The 19,174-nt window shown below is 36.3% G+C and carries 21 protein-coding genes and 1 pseudogene; 11 read left to right on the top strand and 11 right to left on the bottom strand.

Translation table 11 applies throughout. The features are described 5' to 3' along the window. The first annotated feature begins 122 nt into the window (after positions 1–122). From G4Z05_RS03430 to G4Z05_RS03410, 5 genes are all read left to right on the top strand, one after another. On the top strand, positions 123–656 hold the full coding sequence (locus tag G4Z05_RS03430; RefSeq protein WP_163250476.1) for a DUF6241 domain-containing protein: 534 nt from the start codon (positions 123–125) through the stop codon (positions 654–656). Positions 657–676: 20 nt separating this feature from the next. Then, positions 677–901, top strand: a complete 225-nt coding sequence (locus G4Z05_RS03425) for a hypothetical protein (protein ID WP_163182757.1) — start codon at positions 677–679, stop codon at positions 899–901. Further along, positions 846–1,274 (top strand): DUF6241 domain-containing protein, encoded by a 429-nt coding sequence (locus tag G4Z05_RS03420; protein WP_163250475.1) that lies wholly within the window; start codon positions 846–848, stop codon positions 1,272–1,274. Before G4Z05_RS03425 ends, G4Z05_RS03420 begins: the two co-directional genes overlap by 56 nt. 58 nt (positions 1,275–1,332) lie before the next feature. Beyond that, a complete protein-coding gene (locus G4Z05_RS03415) occupies positions 1,333–1,908 on the top strand; it encodes a hypothetical protein (RefSeq protein ID WP_163250474.1) in 576 nt (191 codons plus the stop codon). Between the two features lie 311 nt (positions 1,909–2,219). Beyond that, on the top strand, positions 2,220–3,428 hold the full coding sequence (locus tag G4Z05_RS03410; RefSeq protein WP_051968262.1) for an MFS transporter: 1,209 nt from the start codon (positions 2,220–2,222) through the stop codon (positions 3,426–3,428). Between the two features lie 362 nt (positions 3,429–3,790). Here the strand turns inward: G4Z05_RS03410 and G4Z05_RS03405 are convergent, their stop codons facing one another. The 3 genes from G4Z05_RS03405 to G4Z05_RS03395 all read right to left on the bottom strand — a co-directional run bounded on the left by G4Z05_RS03405 (position 3,791) and on the right by G4Z05_RS03395 (position 5,296). Further along, complete coding sequence (locus tag G4Z05_RS03405; protein WP_038539223.1) at positions 3,791–3,988, bottom strand: DUF4177 domain-containing protein; 198 nt, start codon at positions 3,986–3,988, stop codon at positions 3,791–3,793. 174 nt (positions 3,989–4,162) lie between these two features. Then, on the bottom strand, positions 4,163–4,354 hold the full coding sequence (locus G4Z05_RS03400; RefSeq protein WP_163182753.1) for a hypothetical protein: 192 nt from the start codon (positions 4,352–4,354) through the stop codon (positions 4,163–4,165). A 207-nt stretch (positions 4,355–4,561) separates the two neighbouring features. Then, complete coding sequence (locus G4Z05_RS03395; protein ID WP_163250473.1) at positions 4,562–5,296, bottom strand: CAP domain-containing protein; 735 nt, start codon at positions 5,294–5,296, stop codon at positions 4,562–4,564. Positions 5,297–5,765: 469 nt separating this feature from the next. Here G4Z05_RS03395 and G4Z05_RS03390 point away from each other — a divergent pair, with 469 nt between their 5' ends. Continuing rightward, positions 5,766–6,200, top strand: coding sequence for a CBS domain-containing protein (locus G4Z05_RS03390; protein ID WP_038539214.1), 435 nt, complete (start codon positions 5,766–5,768; stop codon positions 6,198–6,200). Between the two features lie 72 nt (positions 6,201–6,272). On the opposite strand, the gene panF is transcribed toward G4Z05_RS03390, so the two are convergent. Together panF and G4Z05_RS03380 are read right to left on the bottom strand one after the other, a co-directional pair. Continuing rightward, positions 6,273–7,715 carry a sodium/pantothenate symporter gene (gene panF, locus G4Z05_RS03385; RefSeq protein ID WP_163250472.1) on the bottom strand — a complete coding sequence of 481 codons (1,443 nt, stop codon included), beginning with the start codon at positions 7,713–7,715 and terminating at the stop codon, positions 6,273–6,275. Then, on the bottom strand, positions 7,700–7,972 hold the full coding sequence (locus G4Z05_RS03380; protein WP_163250471.1) for a YhdT family protein: 273 nt from the start codon (positions 7,970–7,972) through the stop codon (positions 7,700–7,702). The genes panF and G4Z05_RS03380 overlap by 16 nt, the downstream gene beginning before the upstream one ends. Before the next feature lie 413 nt (positions 7,973–8,385). Here G4Z05_RS03380 and G4Z05_RS03375 point away from each other — a divergent pair, with 413 nt between their 5' ends. After that, a complete protein-coding gene (locus tag G4Z05_RS03375; protein WP_163250470.1) occupies positions 8,386–8,880 on the top strand; it encodes a MerR family transcriptional regulator in 495 nt (164 codons plus the stop codon). A gap of 119 nt (positions 8,881–8,999) precedes the next feature. Here G4Z05_RS03375 and G4Z05_RS16470 read toward each other — a convergent pair. Further along, positions 9,000–9,333 (bottom strand): annotated as a pseudogene (locus tag G4Z05_RS16470) (hotdog family protein). A 308-nt stretch (positions 9,334–9,641) separates the two neighbouring features. Between G4Z05_RS16470 and G4Z05_RS03365 the strand changes: the two are divergent. The 3 genes from G4Z05_RS03365 to G4Z05_RS03355 all read left to right on the top strand — a co-directional run bounded on the left by G4Z05_RS03365 (position 9,642) and on the right by G4Z05_RS03355 (position 11,990). Beyond that, on the top strand, positions 9,642–10,604 hold the full coding sequence (locus tag G4Z05_RS03365) for a LacI family DNA-binding transcriptional regulator (protein ID WP_163250469.1): 963 nt from the start codon (positions 9,642–9,644) through the stop codon (positions 10,602–10,604). 41 nt (positions 10,605–10,645) lie between these two features. Further along, positions 10,646–10,852, top strand: a complete 207-nt coding sequence (locus G4Z05_RS03360; RefSeq protein ID WP_163250468.1) for a hypothetical protein — start codon at positions 10,646–10,648, stop codon at positions 10,850–10,852. 208 nt (positions 10,853–11,060) lie between these two features. After that, positions 11,061–11,990 (top strand): alpha/beta hydrolase family protein, encoded by a 930-nt coding sequence (locus G4Z05_RS03355; protein ID WP_163250467.1) that lies wholly within the window; start codon positions 11,061–11,063, stop codon positions 11,988–11,990. A gap of 105 nt (positions 11,991–12,095) precedes the next feature. On the opposite strand, the gene G4Z05_RS03350 is transcribed toward G4Z05_RS03355, so the two are convergent. Beyond that, complete coding sequence (locus G4Z05_RS03350; RefSeq protein WP_163250466.1) at positions 12,096–12,968, bottom strand: putative RNA methyltransferase; 873 nt, start codon at positions 12,966–12,968, stop codon at positions 12,096–12,098. Positions 12,969–13,255: 287 nt separating this feature from the next. Continuing rightward, on the bottom strand, positions 13,256–13,690 hold the full coding sequence (locus G4Z05_RS03345) for a DMT family transporter (protein WP_163250465.1): 435 nt from the start codon (positions 13,688–13,690) through the stop codon (positions 13,256–13,258). A 348-nt stretch (positions 13,691–14,038) separates the two neighbouring features. On the opposite strand from G4Z05_RS03345, the gene G4Z05_RS03340 reads away from it, so the two are divergent. Then, positions 14,039–14,437 (top strand): (deoxy)nucleoside triphosphate pyrophosphohydrolase, encoded by a 399-nt coding sequence (locus G4Z05_RS03340; protein ID WP_163250464.1) that lies wholly within the window; start codon positions 14,039–14,041, stop codon positions 14,435–14,437. Between the two features lie 29 nt (positions 14,438–14,466). On the opposite strand, the gene G4Z05_RS03335 is transcribed toward G4Z05_RS03340, so the two are convergent. The 3 genes from G4Z05_RS03335 to G4Z05_RS03325 all read right to left on the bottom strand — a co-directional run bounded on the left by G4Z05_RS03335 (position 14,467) and on the right by G4Z05_RS03325 (position 19,166). Next, the gene (locus tag G4Z05_RS03335; protein WP_163250511.1) at positions 14,467–17,364 is read right to left on the bottom strand and encodes a DEAD/DEAH box helicase; all 2,898 of its coding nucleotides are present in this window, start codon (positions 17,362–17,364) and stop codon (positions 14,467–14,469) included. A 163-nt stretch (positions 17,365–17,527) separates the two neighbouring features. Further along, positions 17,528–18,316 (bottom strand): 5-deoxy-glucuronate isomerase, encoded by a 789-nt coding sequence (locus tag G4Z05_RS03330; RefSeq protein WP_163250463.1) that lies wholly within the window; start codon positions 18,314–18,316, stop codon positions 17,528–17,530. After that, positions 18,309–19,166, bottom strand: a complete 858-nt coding sequence (locus G4Z05_RS03325; protein ID WP_163250462.1) for a class II fructose-bisphosphate aldolase — start codon at positions 19,164–19,166, stop codon at positions 18,309–18,311. The genes G4Z05_RS03330 and G4Z05_RS03325 overlap by 8 nt, the downstream gene beginning before the upstream one ends. Positions 19,167–19,174 lie beyond the last annotated feature (8 nt).

Below are 19,174 nucleotides of genomic sequence, written 5' to 3'. Positions count from 1 at the left end.
AAACAATATGACATGATGTCAATAACTTAGAATACTAGGGAAACAGGTCCGCGAAATTACGACACAATTCCATCTTGATAAAATTTTTCTCAAATAAGAATATATGGTAATGGGGGGGTTCTATGAAAAAATATGTAATTTGGTCTGTTTCCATTCTTGCTGCTTGTGCAATTATTTTTCTAGCCACGATGAAGATTATTGATAATGTTAAAGAATTCAAGAAAAAAGAAGTGAAGATCGAAAAAGCTGTTTCTCAAGAAGAGAAGAAAGAAAAAGAGAAAGAACATGAGGAACAAACTGGCTACATTGGTGGAGAAAATGAATTAGGTCTTAAACCAGATTCTGCTGAGGTGACTGTTGTTGATGTCATGCACAAAATGACTCATCAAAAAGTTAGAGCTGATGATAAATGGGGGGCTTATCCAATAACTCCAGAAAACATTGAGATTGTTTATCATATTGTTTCTAATAGCTCTTTTAAAATCAAAGGAGACTTGTTAGAAATTGTTACAAGATGGAAAAATGGTGATTTTTCCAAAGCAGATGAAGACCATAACTACCTATGGAGATACCAAGGTGGAAACGTCGGTGAAGCTCATGGTCTTATGAGTCCTGAAGAAGAAGCTGAATTCATTAAAAACAACTTTCAAAAATAACTGGAATAGGAGGATTTTTCATGATGAATAAAAAAGTTGTTATTGCTGCTGCCCTTAGCTTGGCAATTGTAGCAGGAGGAGCATTGATTGCTTTATCAAATAGTGATAAAAGTAAAGTAGAATCTAATGAAACTGAGTATCCTAATCTCAAACCACCAAGAATGCATGTAGTAAAAGGTATCGAAAAGGTTGGCGTTACTCCAAGAAGAATTGGAACAAGCTGCCAAAAACGTTGGAGAAATTAATAATGTGAAGGATCTCCAAAACCACTTGATAACTTTATCTTTACAAAAGCTTGAGTTTAAAGGTGAACAGTATCACAAATTTATTCCTCAAGGAACTGCTGACGTAGCAAGAATTCAGGTGACAAAAGCTAACCTTCAATACCTACACAACCAAGCAGTCAAGTTAAATGCCCCAGCAGAATTTGTGAAAATTATAGACAAATGGAAGCAAGGAGACTTCTCTGATATGCTCAATGACTATGCTTTGATTAGAGAGGTAAAACCGGAGGAGAGCACAGCAATAAAAATGAGAACGGAAGAAGAAGAACAGGAATACATCAAGCATTTCTTCGGTGATAAAGGATTAGAAATTCATAATCGAGATTGGAAATAGTCATTAAAAATAAGCTCTGAATTCTTTCTCTGAAGTTTTTTAAAAAATGGAGCACATCATGTTAAAACAACTATTTTCTTTATTCCCTATTCTTCTTATTTTCGCAAGCTTGTTTTTCCCATTCATTTTAATAGATCTATTGATTATTAATTTAATGGATGGATCTTATTCTAAGTTAATGTATTTAATCCTGTTTCTTGTTGTATTTTATATAGCTGATTTAATATTGAATATCTTCATAGACAGTTTGTTGAAAGTAATGGCTGATTTTAATTTTTTAAAAATGAATGGCAACTTTATTTCTGCAATATTTGATTTATTAGGTAGTTTTATTGTGATTAGTCTTCTTGATTCTATATTTCAAACAGTGAATCTTTCTATTGGCATAAAAATATTAATTGTTTTCATTCATACATTATTAGTATTTTTAATCCATAACTTTCAAACTGAAATTGACCAGGGTGCTGACAATACAGACAATAAGCTGCCATCAACTGTCGAATATGAAATAAGGTATCTTTTGCAAAAAGAAAATTTAGTCACTTGCATTGACTTAATAAAACAAAAATATCCCGATATACCTAAAAAAACAATAATAAAGACGGTTCGAAAAATGAATAACGAGCATAAATAAAAATGACTCCTTTTAGGGAGTTATTTTTATTTTGAAAGAAATGGTTTTTGAAAAAAGAGAAGTTTATTTAGGACAAAAATGGTGTAGAACCTGAAGTTGAACTTTTCATTGGCGATGGATATCTTGTGCTTAAAAAGAAGAGACCTCCCCTGGTACTAGTGCTAGTAAAATCGTCAAGCATTTGCGGATATGTGCAATGCTTTATGTGATACTATCTGCGACCTGAAAAAAGGTGATGTCACTCTAATATTCATAAGAAAACGACATATGATATACTTTAGGTGGTTTATACAAAGAGAGGAGTTCTTTCCGTGGAGTTACAACAGGCACATTCACATTCGAAATCTACATATATCTTTTTTCTCATTACGGGAATTGTTCTGGTTGCCTTTAATCTTCGGCCAGCCATTACCTCACTGGGTCCACTAATTGGGATGATCCAAGAAGATGTCGGCCTTGCCCATTGGAGTGCCGGTTTATTAATGAGCCTTCCGTTAATCACCTTTGCCGTCATGTCCCCGATTGTTCCAAAAATTGCGGCTCAATTATCCAATGAGAAAACATTATTAATCGGCCTATTTTCACTATTAATTGGAATTAGCATTCGGTCGATCCCGATGACGTTTTTTCTATTCCTGGGAACACTACTTGCCGGGACAGGCATCGCCATTGGAAATGTGCTGCTTCCTGCTATTGTAAAAGATAAGTTCCCGGAAAAATTTGGTCTATTAACAAGTGTCTATTCTACCTCCATGGGCCTACTAGCTTCATTAGCCTCAGGCATCAGTGTTCCATTAGCCGTAGGTCTAGACCTTGGATGGCAAGGAGCTCAAGTCATTTGGGGATTACCAGCGGCCATTGCCATTTTCGTATGGTTTTACTTACAAAAATTTAATCAAGAACAACCTCAAGATACAAAAAAGACCCTTGTCAGTACAACATTTGTTTGGAGTTCAGGACTGGCATGGCAAATCGCGATTTTCATGGGGTTTCAATCATTTTTATTTTATGTGACAATCTCTTGGCTGCCTGAAATTTTACATAGCCGTGGCATGAGTTTGGAAACAGCCGGATGGATGCTTTCATTCAGCCAATTAGTGGGACTGCCTGCCAGCTTCTTCATTCCTGTCTGGGCCGGACGGCTTCGTTCCCAAACCTGGCTAGCCTTTATGTTGAATGTGTGCACGTTAATGGGATATATAGGTTTACTTTTTGGCTCCACTTACCCTATTTTCATTACAAGTATTATTTTCATCGGAATCGGTTTAGGTGGAACTTTTCCATTAGCCCTTAGCTATATTGGCCTGCGAACAAGAAATGCGAACCAAGCTGCCGCTTTATCTGGAATGGCTCAATCCACTGGTTATATTTTGGCTGCGGTTGGACCATTATTTATTGGCTACTTATTTGACCATACCCATTCATGGACCATCCCGCTAATCACCCTCAGCTTGGTCACGATTATCGTCATGGTATTTGGAATGATCTCTGGCCGGGATCGAACAATTGAAGGGCGATAAAAACGAAAAAGTTTGGTTTTGAAATGGTTTTAGCATCATTTAGGTATGTAAGTGAACATGAATAAAAAGCATCGGTGAATGACTAAGGTGTTCCGTTTTAAGGTGCATATCGAATCAATGACATATAATATGACGCGTGAATGGTCGCGCGTCATTATTTCTTTTATAACATGCGATGGACATTTGTTTTAAGGGGGATATTTAAAATTTTCCAACTTCGATAATACCTATTCTATTTGAGATAAAAAAAAGACCTCTTATCCACTGGATGATGGTCTTTATTAAGCATAATGTTCTTCTATTAAAGCCCTCTTTAGTTTAAATGTTATGTTTCACAAACTTTCATAACGAATGGTTTCTGTTTACTGTTTTATAGGTCTTTCAAATATCAATTCAAAGTATGATCCTACTGCAACTCCTGAAGTTACAAAATCAGGAGAAAAAATTTGAACAAAACGCCAGCCTTCATTTGCGTGATTTTTAATGACTTCTCGATAGTCTTCCTTAGGTTTACCAGATAATTTTTTCAACTCTATTTTTACAAACTTGTATTCATACATTGATTTCCCCTCCTTTTGATTATGCTTATTTAATTATTAGTAAATATTAATTAGAAAAAGGTTTAAATATTTCGATGATTCACTCCAACTAAATGGCCCCGTTAGTTGAATGAACTTGTGCATGCCATTATTACTAATAATACTACCGTTTCTTTTTTAGATGATGGCTAATTGTCATTTTGGAATGTGATTGGCATATGGATCATATAAACCCGTAAGTAAAGTAACGCTTCCCATTAAAATGACGGTACCTGCTATTAACAATCCATTACCAATGATGTTATTTTTCTTTTTTCGAGAGAATATCCCTAGTGAAATAAAAATAATGGCAATTGGTATTAGTACGAGCCCTAAACCGATATTCAATTGTAATTCCTCTCCTTTAAAGAAAAATTCCCTTAATTTAACAGGTATATTTTAACAAATAATCAGAATAAAACAAGTAAGTCTTTCAAAATAAAATTTCGGTCATTTTTTTCATAAAATCATAAAGATCCGCGCTTGTAACATCCTTTAAACATAAAAAAATACGCATGGATTCCCCATGCGTAAAAGTTATCAGAGAAGTAATTTTTATTTACCAATAAACTCTTGTGTCCAATAGTTACCTTGAGAAACGTGGCCAACGCCAATATGTGTGAAGTTCGGATTTAAAATATTCTTACGATGGCCTTCACTATTCATCCACGCCTTAACTACTTCCTCTGGTGTACGTTGTCCCATGGCAATATTTTCACCAGCAGAACGATAAGAAATGCCATATTGTTTCATCATATCAAATGGTGAACCATAAGTTGGGCTCGTATGGCTGAAATAGTTTTTTGCGGACATGTCACGTGATTTTTCACGCGCCATTTTACTTAATTGCTCGTCCACCTTAAGAGCAGGAAGACCTTGTTTTGCACGTTCTTGGTTGGTAAGGTCAACCACTTTTTGCTCATAGGCGCTTAAGCTGTTCGTTGTTTGCTTAGATGCTGGTTGTTGTGGTGTTGCTGGCTTTTCAGCCTTTACAGGTTGCTGAACAGGCTGAGTTGTTTTAGGCTGTGCAGGCTTCTGTGTCTGTTCAGTTGGGTTCATTTTAGGTGATTGCTGCTGAGTCACCGTCTGCTTTGGAATCTTTATGCCATATTGTGAATAGATTTGCTCTAAAATTTTATTTATATCATTCCAATTCGTGCTTTGGTATACATATACATGTTTTTGTACATCAGTTTTGATGGTTGCGGCTTCTGCCTTATGAACGATAGGGCTTGTCATCAATAACGCTGCCGCCGCTGCAACAGTTACTAATCCTTTTTTCTTTGCCATTTCTAACATCCTCCCCTGTCAAAAATCGCTGTTGCCAAAATTCACTTTCATCATACCATGAGATTTTTGTCATATTTCAGGAAGGAGTTGGAAGTGGGTGAATATCCTTTCGTGTTTTTATCACGATACATCTAACAAAGCTTAGAATGACAAGTTTTATTCGCCTAATTGGAATCGTTTCCTTTTCCACAAAATCCCCAATATCTATCATTATTTCCATGATTTATGTACATTTTTAGGGTTGACATACTTGCAGAAAACGCGCTTTTTTTACAACTGTTTCTAAAAAATATCAAACCTTACACCTAGATTAACCATGATACAAGCAAATATCGAAGGAAAATTTGGCTGACGCATGCATTTATATTCCACCAAAGCTGCGTAGCCATTGGCTAGTAAAATGTACCATTAATAAAATAGCTACTCGATCCCATCCTATAAAAGAAAATTTTATTTTGGAGGTCATTACATGGCACAATTAAGAGATATCATGACATCTAATGTGGTTACTGTTAATGAAACACAAACTGTACAAGAAGCTGCCGCGTTAATGAGTCAATATAATATTGGCGCAATCCCAGTAGTCAACAACAATAAAGAAGTGGTTGGAATGATTACCGACCGTGATATTACCCTTCGTACAACAGCACAAGGAGAAGGAGCACAAACACCTGTGTCTCAAGTCATGACAGCACAAAAAATTGTACAAGCTACACCTGATATGGATGTTCATGAGGCGGCCAATTTGATGGCACAACAACAAATTCGCCGATTACCAGTAACAGAGAATGGAAAAATCGTAGGAATGGTGGCTCTAGGCGATCTTGCCGTACAAAATATCTATGCAAATGAAGCCGAACAAGCTTTACAAAGTATTTCCACTCCTTCTGCTCCTCAGCAGTAATCAAAAGAATTTAAGAAGTGAGCACAGACCCATCCTTGGGGCTGTGCTCATTTTTCCGTACATTAATTGGCATTAAGACATCCATGGTTGCTGAACCATTTGCTTTGTACACTTACTTACCAGAACAAACACAAGGAGAGAAATAATGACAGGAATTGTTACCGTGTGCATACCAAGCAAATTCCCATGAAATTGATAAATATACACATACGAAACTAGTCCGATTACCATCGATGCCAATGCTCCATATTTATTTGCCCTATTCCAATAGAGACCTAAAACAACGGTCCATAAAAAGGCGGATTCCAGCCCACCAAAGGCAAATAAATTTAACCAAATTAATAGTTCTGGTGGACGAATGGCAAAACCTACAACAGCAATCCCAATAATGGTTGTCACAAGAAAACTCATCCGTTTGATTTCCGCCTCATTCGCCTTAGGTTTCAAATAGTTTAAATAGACATCTTTAACAAGCGTTGAACTTACAAGGATTAACAAGGCATTTACTGTCGACATAATGGCTGCCATTGGTGCCGCCAAAACGATTCCAGCAAGTACTGGCGGTAAAATTTCCAGCGTTAAAGTAGGCATTACTTTATCACCTACTTCTATTCCTGGAATCACGGCTCGTCCAAATACACCGATTAAGTGCATCCCAAACATAATCGTTCCAATACCAATGGTTCCAATAATAATGGCACGATGCATTCCTTTTGACTCCTTATAACTCATCGCCCGAACAGCGATTTGCGGAAGACCAATGACTCCAATTCCAATTAAGATCCAGAAGGTCGATACATAAAGCGGTGAAAGACTAGCATCTGCCCCGAATGGCGAAACGAAATTAGGATTTTCCGCCACAAGATTCGCCATAATGGCAGAAACCCCGCCTCCTTCCGTGATCACAGCAACCAAGAGAATGACCGTCCCAATAATCATGACCGATCCCTGCATGGCATCGGTTAAAGCAACTGCCGCAAATCCGCCAATAATGACATAAACTAGCACCGCTACTGAAAAAATCAACAATGCTCCTTGATAAGATACCCCAGTTAATGACTCGATTAATCGGGCACCACCAACCCATTGGGCAGTCATGGAAGCGAATAAAAAAACAAAAATCGCAAATGCAGAAAGTAGAACAATTACATTGGATTGATAACGTGCCTTAAGGAAATCAATTAAGGTAATTGCCTCATATTTCCGAGCGATAATCGCAAATTTTTTTCCTAAAATCATTAAGACAAAATATCCTGCCGGCAATTGAGCCATAGCTAGTAAGACCCAACCTAATCCCGTTTGATAGGCCACACCCGGACCACCAATAAAGCTTGACGCACTTCCATAGGTCGCCATCATGGTCATCGCAAGCAAGAAGCCACCCATTTCTCGTCCGCCAAGGAAATAATCCGATAGAAATGAATTGGAGTGTCGCAAACGTGCATTTGCCCAAAAACCTATACAAAATATACTCACAAGGAATATGACCAGTGGAATGATTACTTGCCAATGCATCCGTCATCCTCCTCCTCAAGGGAAACTTCAGTGAAGAAGAATTTTATGACGACGGCAATCAGCACAATCATAAAAACAGTTCCAGCAATACAGCTATAAAAAAACCAGGCTGGAAAACCAAGAATGTATGTATACGTAGTTGGATCTTGTCCTCCCAATCCATAGGCAAAGCCATACCAAATAGCAAAATTGATGATGACAAGGATGACACCGATTTTCGCTTCTCTATGTGCATATTTAAAACGTTTATCTTCCATACTCTCACACCTTTCCGAACCTATTTTATACGTAAAAGCCTATTTGAATAAAGGAATTAATAAATCAAGCCTTCCCTGTGACTGGCTCATTATATCAAAAAAATCATTTTTTACACGTTTCTTTGTTTTTTACGTATTCTACTTTTATTTTTCCCTCTCCCTAGGATATTTACAAAAACCCGTTTTACTGGAGTCCTAAAATAAAACCAAGCCAAATTCCGTCTTTTTTATTACATAAAAAGTCAACACCGATAATTGGATAGCTGACTTGTTGAATAGGATCTTTATTTCATGAACTTGTAAATATACTTTAATTTCATGTCACAATCCTGTCCTTTTTCTGAAAAAATTCAATGATAGGATAGTTCTATCCTTAAATGTCAATCTAGTTACGGAAAAAGTGAGTGAGAAATATGCTGAGTGTAAAAGAAGCTGCTGCCCATTTAACTTCGAATGGCATTGCTGCCAGTGATCAAGAGGTAATGACATGGATTAAGGAAGGCAAAATAAAGGCCAAAATGGACAAAAGAAGGAACACCACCTACAAAATCCATATTAAAGACCTTATTGCGTTTATGATACAAACCCATACCGCTCACCTTTCTTCCCAATTAGAAGAGTCCCTTCAGGAAAATCGCCGTCTGACCGAACAAATAGAACTATTAAAGACCCGTGTACATATTGAACAATCTAAGGTACGCACCTTAAAAAAATGCCTAAACACACAGATGGAACTTAATGGATCTAGCACTATGAACTATAGTGAGTTGTTGAGACTGGACCAAGACTCAAACAGCCACGATCTAAAAAAAGAATTTAAAAAGTTGTTAAAAGCCCTCCATCCCGACCGCGGTGGAGATGAAAGGCTTTTTAAAGTGTTTCATGAACATTATGAGAATATAAAGTAACCATTCATTTTGAGGGAAGGCCTTTGTCTTCCCTTTATTTTTGGCATGTATATGCACGTTTTCCCCTTAAAAACCAGTTTTTTCCATCGCTACTACTATTACGTCAATATAGATGGTATTTATAAAATAACACCCGCAAAGCCTCTTTTAAGACCTCTTTATCGTTCTGATTTTTACATACAAAGGAGGCAGCGATAGCAGTTCGATTTTTTTCTTCCTGCTATTCGTAGTTTTCAATTTTTACCTCACAAATGATGGTATCTCAAAATCCATTATACGAGACAAAACGTTTGGATCCCTGTCTACATTTGTAATCAGCGTAAAGGTTAATAGTCCATTGATGAACAGTCTTCCCTGTTCTTCCAGGGTTTTATGATAAATCCCCTTATCTCCTGAAATCTTAGTAAATCATTCTACATCCCACACAGTAAAAGTCCGTTCAAATGTTATCATATCCCCTACTTTTCATGACATCTTCCCTCTCATTTTCTATACAGTAACCATTATCCAAATATTACAATAATAGTAATTTATCCCCTACTCTTTTGTTTTTTTGTTGGGATGTCTTTTTTGATACTGGGAAATGGAAAATGATGCTAATATTAGAATAGAGCCGCATAAGAACAATAAGCACAAAATACCTTTCATAACGAACATTTCCTTCACTCCTTATCACGGTGAATGATGTCAAAATGATTGTAAATGGTGAAACGCATTTCAGATCAAGAAGAAAAAACCATTTTCGTAAGGAGTTTCAAACGATGGCAAATATTAAAGATATTGCAAAAAAAGCAGGAGTATCTGTTACAACCGTTTCCCGTGTATTGAATAATCATCCATATGTGAGCGAAGAAAAAAGAGAAGCGGTTAGGAGGGCGATAGAGGAAACCAACTACAAACGAAATTTAAATGCGGTTCATTTAAGTAAAGGAGAAACCTTTCTCATAGGGGTAGTCATTCCTTTCACCAATCATCCTTACTTTGGTTTGTTAATGGAAGGAATATCTAATGAAGCGGTAAAGAACAATTACAAATTAGTTCTGTTCCAAACCAATTATGAGGTGAACAGAGAAGTGGAAGCATTAAAGATGTTACAACATAAACAGATTGATGCTTTAATTATCTGTTCAAGAAGCTGTAGTTGGGATGTGATCGAAGAGTATGTACAATACGGCCCCATCGTTCTTTGTGAAGATTCAAGGGGGCGAAAGGTATCTTCCACCTTTATTGACCATTATAAAAGTTTTTTCAATGCCTTAGAATATTTACATAAGAATGGCCATCAAAAGATCGGTTATTGCATTGGTAGAAAGTCAGGAACCAATAGTAAGCAAAGGGAAAAAGCCTACAAAGAGTTTCTGAAAAAGATCCATGCACCCTATGTCCCCCATTACATTTTTGATCAATGTCTTAAATTTGAGGATGGAGTTAAAGTGGTGCAGCAATTAACAGAAATGGATGATCCACCTACTGCCTTGTTAGTGACTAGCGATATTGTGGCAGCTGGTATCATTACTTGCTGTAAGGAAAAAGGAATCTCCATCCCTGAACAATTAGCCATTATGGGGTTTGATAACCAGCCAATCGCAAAAATCATGCACATCACCACACTCGAAATCCCTTTGGTTGAAATCGGAAAAAAATTATTCCTTCAGGCCATCGACAAGGAGAAAAATTCTCATGAAGAGATACAAGTTAAATTAATCGAACGACAAACTGTGTAAATTCTTATCCATTATTCGAGGAGATAGGAGAGGATTATGTCATGAGAAAAATTTACGAATATCTATCTATCGACGAAAAAAAAGAAGTAGTGGAAAAATTAAAAGCAGATTTAAAAGAGTTAGAACAAGAGCTAAATCAAAATAAAAATTCCTTTTCAAAATTTGTATGCGAAATTTTGTATAGTACACGAGATCAATGGCAATTAGAAATTGAAGAGTTAGAAAAGGAAATAAAAGCTAATTGTTAATCGGTTTTAAAAAAGTTCCTCAAGTAAGGAGGAACTTTTTTCTTTGCTATATACCACCATATAGAGAATGACAAATGGGAGTTGTTTGTCTACCTCTTTTCCTTTCTCCAAGGAAACCAAATGGATAGTCGATAAAATGATTTAGGCAGGGAAATCAACCTAATGGAACGAAAATAATAGAATGAGTGGTAGATAGGAGGAAAACACAATGGCCGATGAAAAAATTGTCATAGGGGCAGGAACAAAATATCCACTTAATGGCAAATTGTCCCTTCCAGATGAAAGGAATGGTTCGGTTCCTGCAGTTGTATTGGTCCACGGCTCGGGTCCAGCCAATATGGATGCAAAAGTCGGAAATAATTACTTTTTTAAAGATATAGCCGATGGACTCTCCGAAAAAGGAATTGCGGTAGTACGTTATGATAAGCGTACCTTTGTATACGGCAAAGAATTGAAACACCAAACCAACATGACAGTCAAAGAAGAAACGATAGAAGATGCCATTCTAGCAGCAAATTTTCTTCGAAATGATTCACGGATTGATGCTAGTAAGATCTTTGTTTTAGGTCATAGTATGGGAGGGATGTTGGCTCCACGTATTGATGCAGAAGGTGGCCATTTTGCCGGCATCATCATTGCAGCTGGTTCCCCGCGTAAAATAGAAGAAATTATGTTGTCCCAAAATGAGGATGTCTTAAACTCGTTAAATTGGTTTCTCAAAATAATCGCTAAGAAACAGGTTGCCAAATTAGCTACTAAATTTGACCAAATCTATCAAATGAGTGATGAAGAAGCAAAATCAACGAAACTATTTGGCAAATATGTTAGAGCCTATTATTTTAAAGAGATGGGAGAACATCCTGCTCCTGATTATCTGAGAAATTTAGAGAAACCCGTTCTCATTCTCCATGGAGAGAAAGATGTCCAAACATCAGTAGAAAAGGATTTTCATGCATATAAAAAACTATTGGCTGATAAGCCAAATGTCACCTTTAAACTTTATCCAAATCTGAACCACTTATTTATGCCAGCCATATACGGAGAAATTCTAAAAGTAAAAAAAGAATATAAAGTGCCACAGAAAGTAGATCATCAGGTGATTCAAGATATAGCCGATTGGATACATTCCATCACATAAATCTTGACTCGCAACTACTTTGTTTATGCAATTCGCTTTGCAAGATAGGAAATAGAAAACCAAATAAAATAGGCAGCTAAAAAACTTAGCCGCCTTTTCCTTTCTCTAATGATTCCTTCCAATTAATATTTTTAAATCAATGGTGATCTCTGAACAATCCCGCTTCAGCAACACATCCATATCTGATTTTGTCAGATTCCAAGAAAGTGGGGACATTTGAACTAAGTTTTTAAACTCAATCGGAGTTAATTCTTTTGTATAAGATAGGGAGATAACATCCTTTAAATCAAAATGCTTTTTAAACAGTTCTTCCGTTTCCTCGTTTTTAGCCATCCCCTTTTTCGTGTCTCCAAAAAGAGCTTCCCGTAGTTCAATTAAATAATTAGGACCTGGAACTACTTTGATCACAAGACCATTAGAAACTAAAATCCGCTTAAATTCCTTATAATTGGAAGGCGATAAGATATTAAGAATGACATGAATGGATTGATCAGCAATAGGGGACTTCGCCAAATCTCCCACCAGCCATATCGGTTCTTTGTAATTCTTTGCAGCCATGACAATACCATCTTTAGAAATATCCAAACCAATCCCTTGAAGCGGAATTTCACTGCATTGGTCTAAAATTTTTTGTAAATGTGATCCTTCCCCACATCCAGCATCAAAAATGAATAATGGAGAATGAGAATGTTCGCTATATTCCTTAATCGCCTTCGCCAGATTCTCATGAAGCAGTGTATATAAATCACTTTCCATCATAATTTTCTTCCTTGCTTCAAACAATTCCTTATGATAATGACTTTTTGTCGGGCGAGACATCAAATTCACATACCCTTGTTTCGCCAAATCAAAGGTATGGTTGTTTCTACACATAAGGCTTTTTAAATCAACCACTTCAAACGGACTTTCGCAATGAGGACATCGAAATGCTTTTATATATTTATGTATCACTTCTGCACTTTTCAGTTTATTCGACATATTTTCTCTTCCTTTCGTTTCAAAAAAGCGTAAGCTCTGCTCTGCGGCATTTGCCAAGAACAGATGGAGGGAAAACGACAAGACCATGTACGAAGGGTCTCACCGCTAGTGCTGACATTTTTTAGTTTAAAAAATCACAGACAATCAGCCTGTGATCATTCAGAGTAAAAATGTCCAGCTTTTTTACCTGGTGCCCTTCTCTTTAACCTGGAATGGTCTTCCAATTCCTTCATACCCTATTCTATCAAATTCTAGTTTTTAATAAACAAGTATGAGAACGTAACGAATCATTTTTGATTAAATAAATAAATGGAAATAAACAATAGAACCATTGCCACTATTTTTTTCATATCCATTGGAATCCGAGTTCCGCCAAATAATCCGAAGTGGTCAATAATGATACCCATGATGATTTGTCCAGCAATAACCGCGGCCAAAGTAGGGGCAACACCAATTTTCGGCACACTAAAAACCGCAACGATCACATAGATAGCCCCTAACAATCCTCCGATTAACTGCCATTTTGGAACTGTTGTAACAACCAATAGATTCCCTTTTCCAAAAAAGATAACAGTAAAGAACAATGCTAGTGTTCCAATCCCAAATGAAATAAAAGCAGCTTCTAAAACCCCTGCTTTCTTCCCTAGCCCTCCATTAATTTGACCTTGAATCGCCACCGCAATACCGCCAATGAATGCTAGTATCGGAAATAATATTTTCATCCATGCTACCCCCTCATCCTTTGTCATCTATTGAAAGTCATGACTTGCTACTAATCTTTCACCTTTTCATCATTATTGCTACTGTAAAAATACACCACTCTCTATAAAATAACACAGATTCTTTTAATACATTTTAAATTTACCTCATCGATTCATTATAAAGTTGCATTTAAATCCTCTAATATTCCTTCCTCAAATTATTTCTAACATTAATTTTCTAGTATGCTTTGTTTTCTGTATACCCAGTTTTATTAAAGAGTAAATAACCGCCCCCTTTAAATGAAAATAGGATTATTCACTTTAAAAATGATATTATAAATTATGAAAGATTTTTTTAGGGAGGCCGTCATGAAAAAACACATAAAGGTAGTAGCAGCCATTATTGAAAACGATCAACAAGAAATTCTGTGTGCTCTTAGATCACCTGAAATGTCTATACCAAATATGTGGGAGTTTCCAGGTGGAAAAGTAGAAGCAAATGAGGATATATACACCGCTCTAGAAAGAGAAATTAAAGAAGAATTGAACTGTAAAATTGAAACATTTAAAGAAGTTTTTAATGATAATACCCATGAATACGAAACATTTATTATAAATTTAATTTCAATTAAATGCCGAGTAGTGGAAGGAACCCCGACTCCAAGTGAACATTCAAAGTTAATTTGGTTAAAAAGAGAAAACTTAAATTCTCTCAAGTGGGCACCTGCGGATATTCCAGCAGTTGAGCAATTAATTCAAGAAAAATAGTCTTCTCAAAATGAGAAGACTTATCTTTATTAATTCGTACCATTAATAATGTAGCTGTAAAGTTTAGTTTCAATCGGATTTTCCATTACCAAATTCATATGAACCACTGGTAGCTTTTTCCCCTTACCATCTTCCATAGTTACCTGTTCGATACAATTTTTATCTGGGGTTGCTTTTCCTAAATAATAAAAATCTGTTCCTTCATCATCATCTTTCTTTACAAAAATATGAAGTTCAATACCTTTTTCTTCTGATTCAATGATTGTTTTCACTTCTTGGGATTCTAATGTTCTATTACTCCTTGTTGCCCACTTAAGGACTTCAGGACTTAAAAATTCATCTGCATAATCTATACTCGATCCAACATCTTCTTTTTTGTAATAAGTCACAAAGATTGGACATGTGCCATGTTTGGTTTTATAGCCATAAAGAGTAGAGCTTTCATCATTAGACCAATTCAAAAGTTTACATACATCTTTCCGTGAATATTTCTGATATAAAGTTAATGGTACTTCAGTTTTATAGTGCATAGACTTTTCCCTAGCGCTCTTAATAACATCTTTTACAAGGATTTTAAAAAACGGGTTATCGTTTAAACTTCTACGTACCACATCATTAAATGTAAATATGCCATCCACATTTAATATGATTGGCTGATTCCCATACTTTTCTTTATAACTTTGTGTAAAAAATTCTAAACTAAAAACTCTTAAAACTGATGAAAGAGTCTTATCGTCAACCAAACAGTTACTATCAATTAAATGTTTTATATAATCATCAAATTTTACTGTTTCTTGTTGTAGAAGAAGGTCCATTAAAATAATTTCATGTTTCCTTTTGCCGTTTAAAATCTCCATAGATAGCATAGTCAGTACACTGTTCTCATACTTCGATAATAATGGTACTTCTTCCTGGAGCTTTAATAAAAATTGATAGTAATTCGTGTGCTTAGTGACAATTACTTCTGGATCAATGGAATGATTTACTACAAAATCATATAGATAAGGTATTCTACCTATCCGATTTTTCAACTCTACAAATGCCTCTTTTAATACTTTTAATGCTGTTAAATTACTGTTGTTAATCGCTTTAAAAATTTGCTTTTTGGCAATTTCCTCAAAATTGATCGTTGAAACTCCCTTAATATAGCTCGTGTCCTTGATGCAACGACGTAATTTATCCTTACTATGAGATTTATCACCTGATAAAGCAATTGGAATTAAATAGTTATTTTTATAATTACCAATAAAGTCAATAATTGTTACATATTCTTTCGTTGGATGTTTACGCAGCCCCCGACCGAGTTGCTGTATAAAGATAATACTAGATTGTGTTTGTCTTAACATGACTACCTGATTTACACTAGGAATATCTATTCCTTCATTGAAAATATCAACAGTAATAATATAATCTAACAGTCCTTCTTCAAGTTGCTTTACTCGACGATCCCTTTCTTCTTGAGAATGATCCCCTACTAATGCAACTGTTCGTAGCCCTTTCTCATTAAAAGCATTCGCTAATTTTTTTGCCTCCTCTTTCCTACTACAAAACATTAGCCCTTTTACTTTTTCACCTGAAAATCCATAGTAATGGATTTTTTCAAGAATATGATTTACCCGTTCCTCGGTAACAAGCTTTGATAATACGGCTGTTTCATCAATTAATTCACCATTATATTCAAGATCAGTTACACCAAAATAATGAAAAGGACATAGCATATCTTCCTCAAGAGCTTCCTGCAACCGAATTTCATAGGCAATGTTATAATCAAAAAGCTTAAAAATATTATAATCATCTGTCCGTTCTGGTGTAGCAGTCATACCCATTAAAAAATCAGGATTAAAATAATCGATTACCTTCTGATAGGAATGGGCACCTGCTTTATGTACTTCATCAATTAAGATATAATCAAATTCTTTTGAATCAAACTGAGCCAAAGTTTCTTCCTTAGAAATAGATTGAATCGTAGCAAACAAATATTTTGCATTTGTCTGTTTACTAGTTCCTGATAGTATGCCGAAGTCGGATTCAATTCCTCCAAGAACCTTTTTATAATCTTCTTTTGCCTTTTGCAGTATTTGTTCCCTATGTACAATAAATAACATACGTTTTGGGCGGAAACGTCTTACATCAAAAGCAGACAAATATGTTTTACCTGTTCCAGTTGTCGATATGACTAATCCCTTTTTTGCTCCAGCATCACGAATTGCTTGAATTCCTTGTAATGCTGCTTCTTGCATTTTATTTGGCTTAATCTTAAGAGCCTCTTCAATAGAATTTATATTATATTGAGACGGTAATTCTACTACTTGGTCTAATGCTTTTCTATGTACAAGAGGTGTGTACCTCTTTTCGTATAATTCTATCCATTCTTCATTTAATGGATGAGCTTCGTTCCAAACTTCTTCAAATTGATTTTTGAAATGATAAACAATTTCCCCATTTTCATGTGAGGTCAATTTAACGTTCCATTCATAATTTACTTTTAAAGCATGGGCAGTTAAATTTGAACTTCCAACAATTAATGAATAATGGTTTCTTTGATTAAAAATATATCCTTTAGAATGAAACCCTTCTAAATTAGTTGTCCTAACTTCAACATTTTCAATTTTCATTAATTCCTTAAATACTTTTGGTTGATTAAAATTTAGGAAGGTTGAAGTTAATATACGACCTTTTACCCCTTTTCGTTTAAGGTTAAGAAAATGAGATTTTAGAGTTGCCAGACCGCTTTCAGTAATGAAAGCTACTGAAAAAAAGAATGATTCACAGCTTTCTAATTCATCAAGTAATGTATTTAATACATTTTCTCCATTTCTTGGATTATTCACTAATAACTTCGGTCTATAATTTCCAGTTTTACTTATCCTTTGGTCAATAAATCCTTTATGTAACGAAACCTTTAAATCATCAACAAAAATACCCATTGAATCACCATTCATTACCAATTGATAAATCAATTGTAATGCTCGCTAATACTTAGATCAACTAGAACATAATATTTATTGCTTGCAATCTTACAATATTAAAAAAATCGCCTGCGGCTCATTCAACAGCCACGCAGGCGATAAATTTTCTCCTATTCTACTATTATTTCTCCGGCCAAATCTTCGCATCAGGCTCAAGCAGCCATTTGTGTTCTTCCTCCATGATACGGTCTGTCCATGGATTTTGATCAAGATGGCGAATCATCCAGCAAAAGTACATGGCATATCCAGGTGCGGTTGCTTGTGGGTGATCTAAATGGCCAGGAATGGTAATATAGCTATTATGCTCGACGCGGTATGCTTCTTCCCCCACCATCGCACAACCAAATCCTTGTGGCTTATCAAAGCGGTAGTAATAAACCTCTGGCTGATCATGATGATGAGGTGGGTAACTGGACCAGCGGCCCGGATAAGAAATGACCTCGCCAATGACAAGATTGGAGTAAGGTGCATGGTTATAATCAAAAATCGTGCGAATGACACGCTCTGCTGTTCCATTCCAAATCCCTTCCCCCAAAACCGAGCTTTCGCAATCTTCCGGGGTATACAATTTGGCTTCAAATTCTTTTTCATTATTGGTTTTTTGAACAAGCACTTCACTCTTGGTCAATGCTGTCAGCTTTACTTCTACTCCCTTTGGAACATGCAGGCACCAAGGGTCTTCTTCAAAAACACTCTTACGTTTGATTTCCTGAATGTGACCGTTCCATTCCAAACGGACAGAACCTTCTAGTAATAGGATAGCCGATTCCTTCCCTCCATCGAATAGAACCTCCTCTTTTCCTTCTGCCAATGTGTAAATGCCAATATCCTGAAGCATATCAGGATGCTTGTTATCCATATCTGTTATCGCTGTATAACCTTCTTTTAATTCACCAAGTTTTTCATACATAATTTTTTACCTCCTCCACACGTCCCTCACTTTGGAACATGCGTATATGGCGTTTGACATTTTCTGCAGCAGCCTCAATCATTCGTTCGTGATAGGAAAAATAATCTTTAAATGGCGCTTCCTCGTTCACCGTTTGAATCACCTTATTAAAAGTAGCGGTGGCTACATTAATTTTCCGAATGCCGTAGCGAATGCAGCGTCGGAAATCTTCTTCTGAAATTCCAGAACCGCCATGAAGGACAAGTGGAGTCTTCACTTCGCGGTCAAGTTCCTCTAAACGATCAAATCGTAAATTCGGTTCCCCTTTATACAGTCCATGGGCATTACCAATTGCAACCGCCAAGGCATTCACTTCCGTTTCAGCAACAAATTGCTTGGCCTCTTCAACGGAAGTAATCATCCCTTCCAGATCGACCGAACCATCTTCACTCCCGGCCACCTGGCCAATTTCGGCTTCTACGGTGGCACCATATTCACGGGCAATCGCCGCCATCTTTATGGTTTGTTTCATGTTTTCTTCAAGCGAATGATGGGAGCCATCATACATAATGGAGGAAAACCCTATTTCTAATGCTTCGCGAATTTTTTCTTCTGTTAGCCCATGGTCAAAATGGACAGCAACCGGAACCTTCGCTGCTTTGGCTGCCGCTACCATCGATGGCCCAATAATATGTAACGGAGAATGTTTCAAACGGACTTCTGCAATTTGTAAAATAAGCGGGGAGCGCAGTTCTTCTGCCGCATGAACAGCTCCCAGCACCATTTCCATATTGGCTACACTAAAGGCACCTACACCGTATTGGTTCTTCTCAGCATGGTCTAGAATTTCTTTCATCTTTACTAATGGCATCGTATCGC

The sequence above is a fragment of the Neobacillus thermocopriae genome, from assembly GCF_010975035.1.
Lineage (GTDB): Bacteria > Bacillota > Bacilli > Bacillales > Cytobacillaceae > Neobacillus > Neobacillus thermocopriae.
The sequence above is the reverse complement of the archived record's forward strand: the minus strand, read 5'-3'. Positions and strand labels throughout refer to the sequence as shown.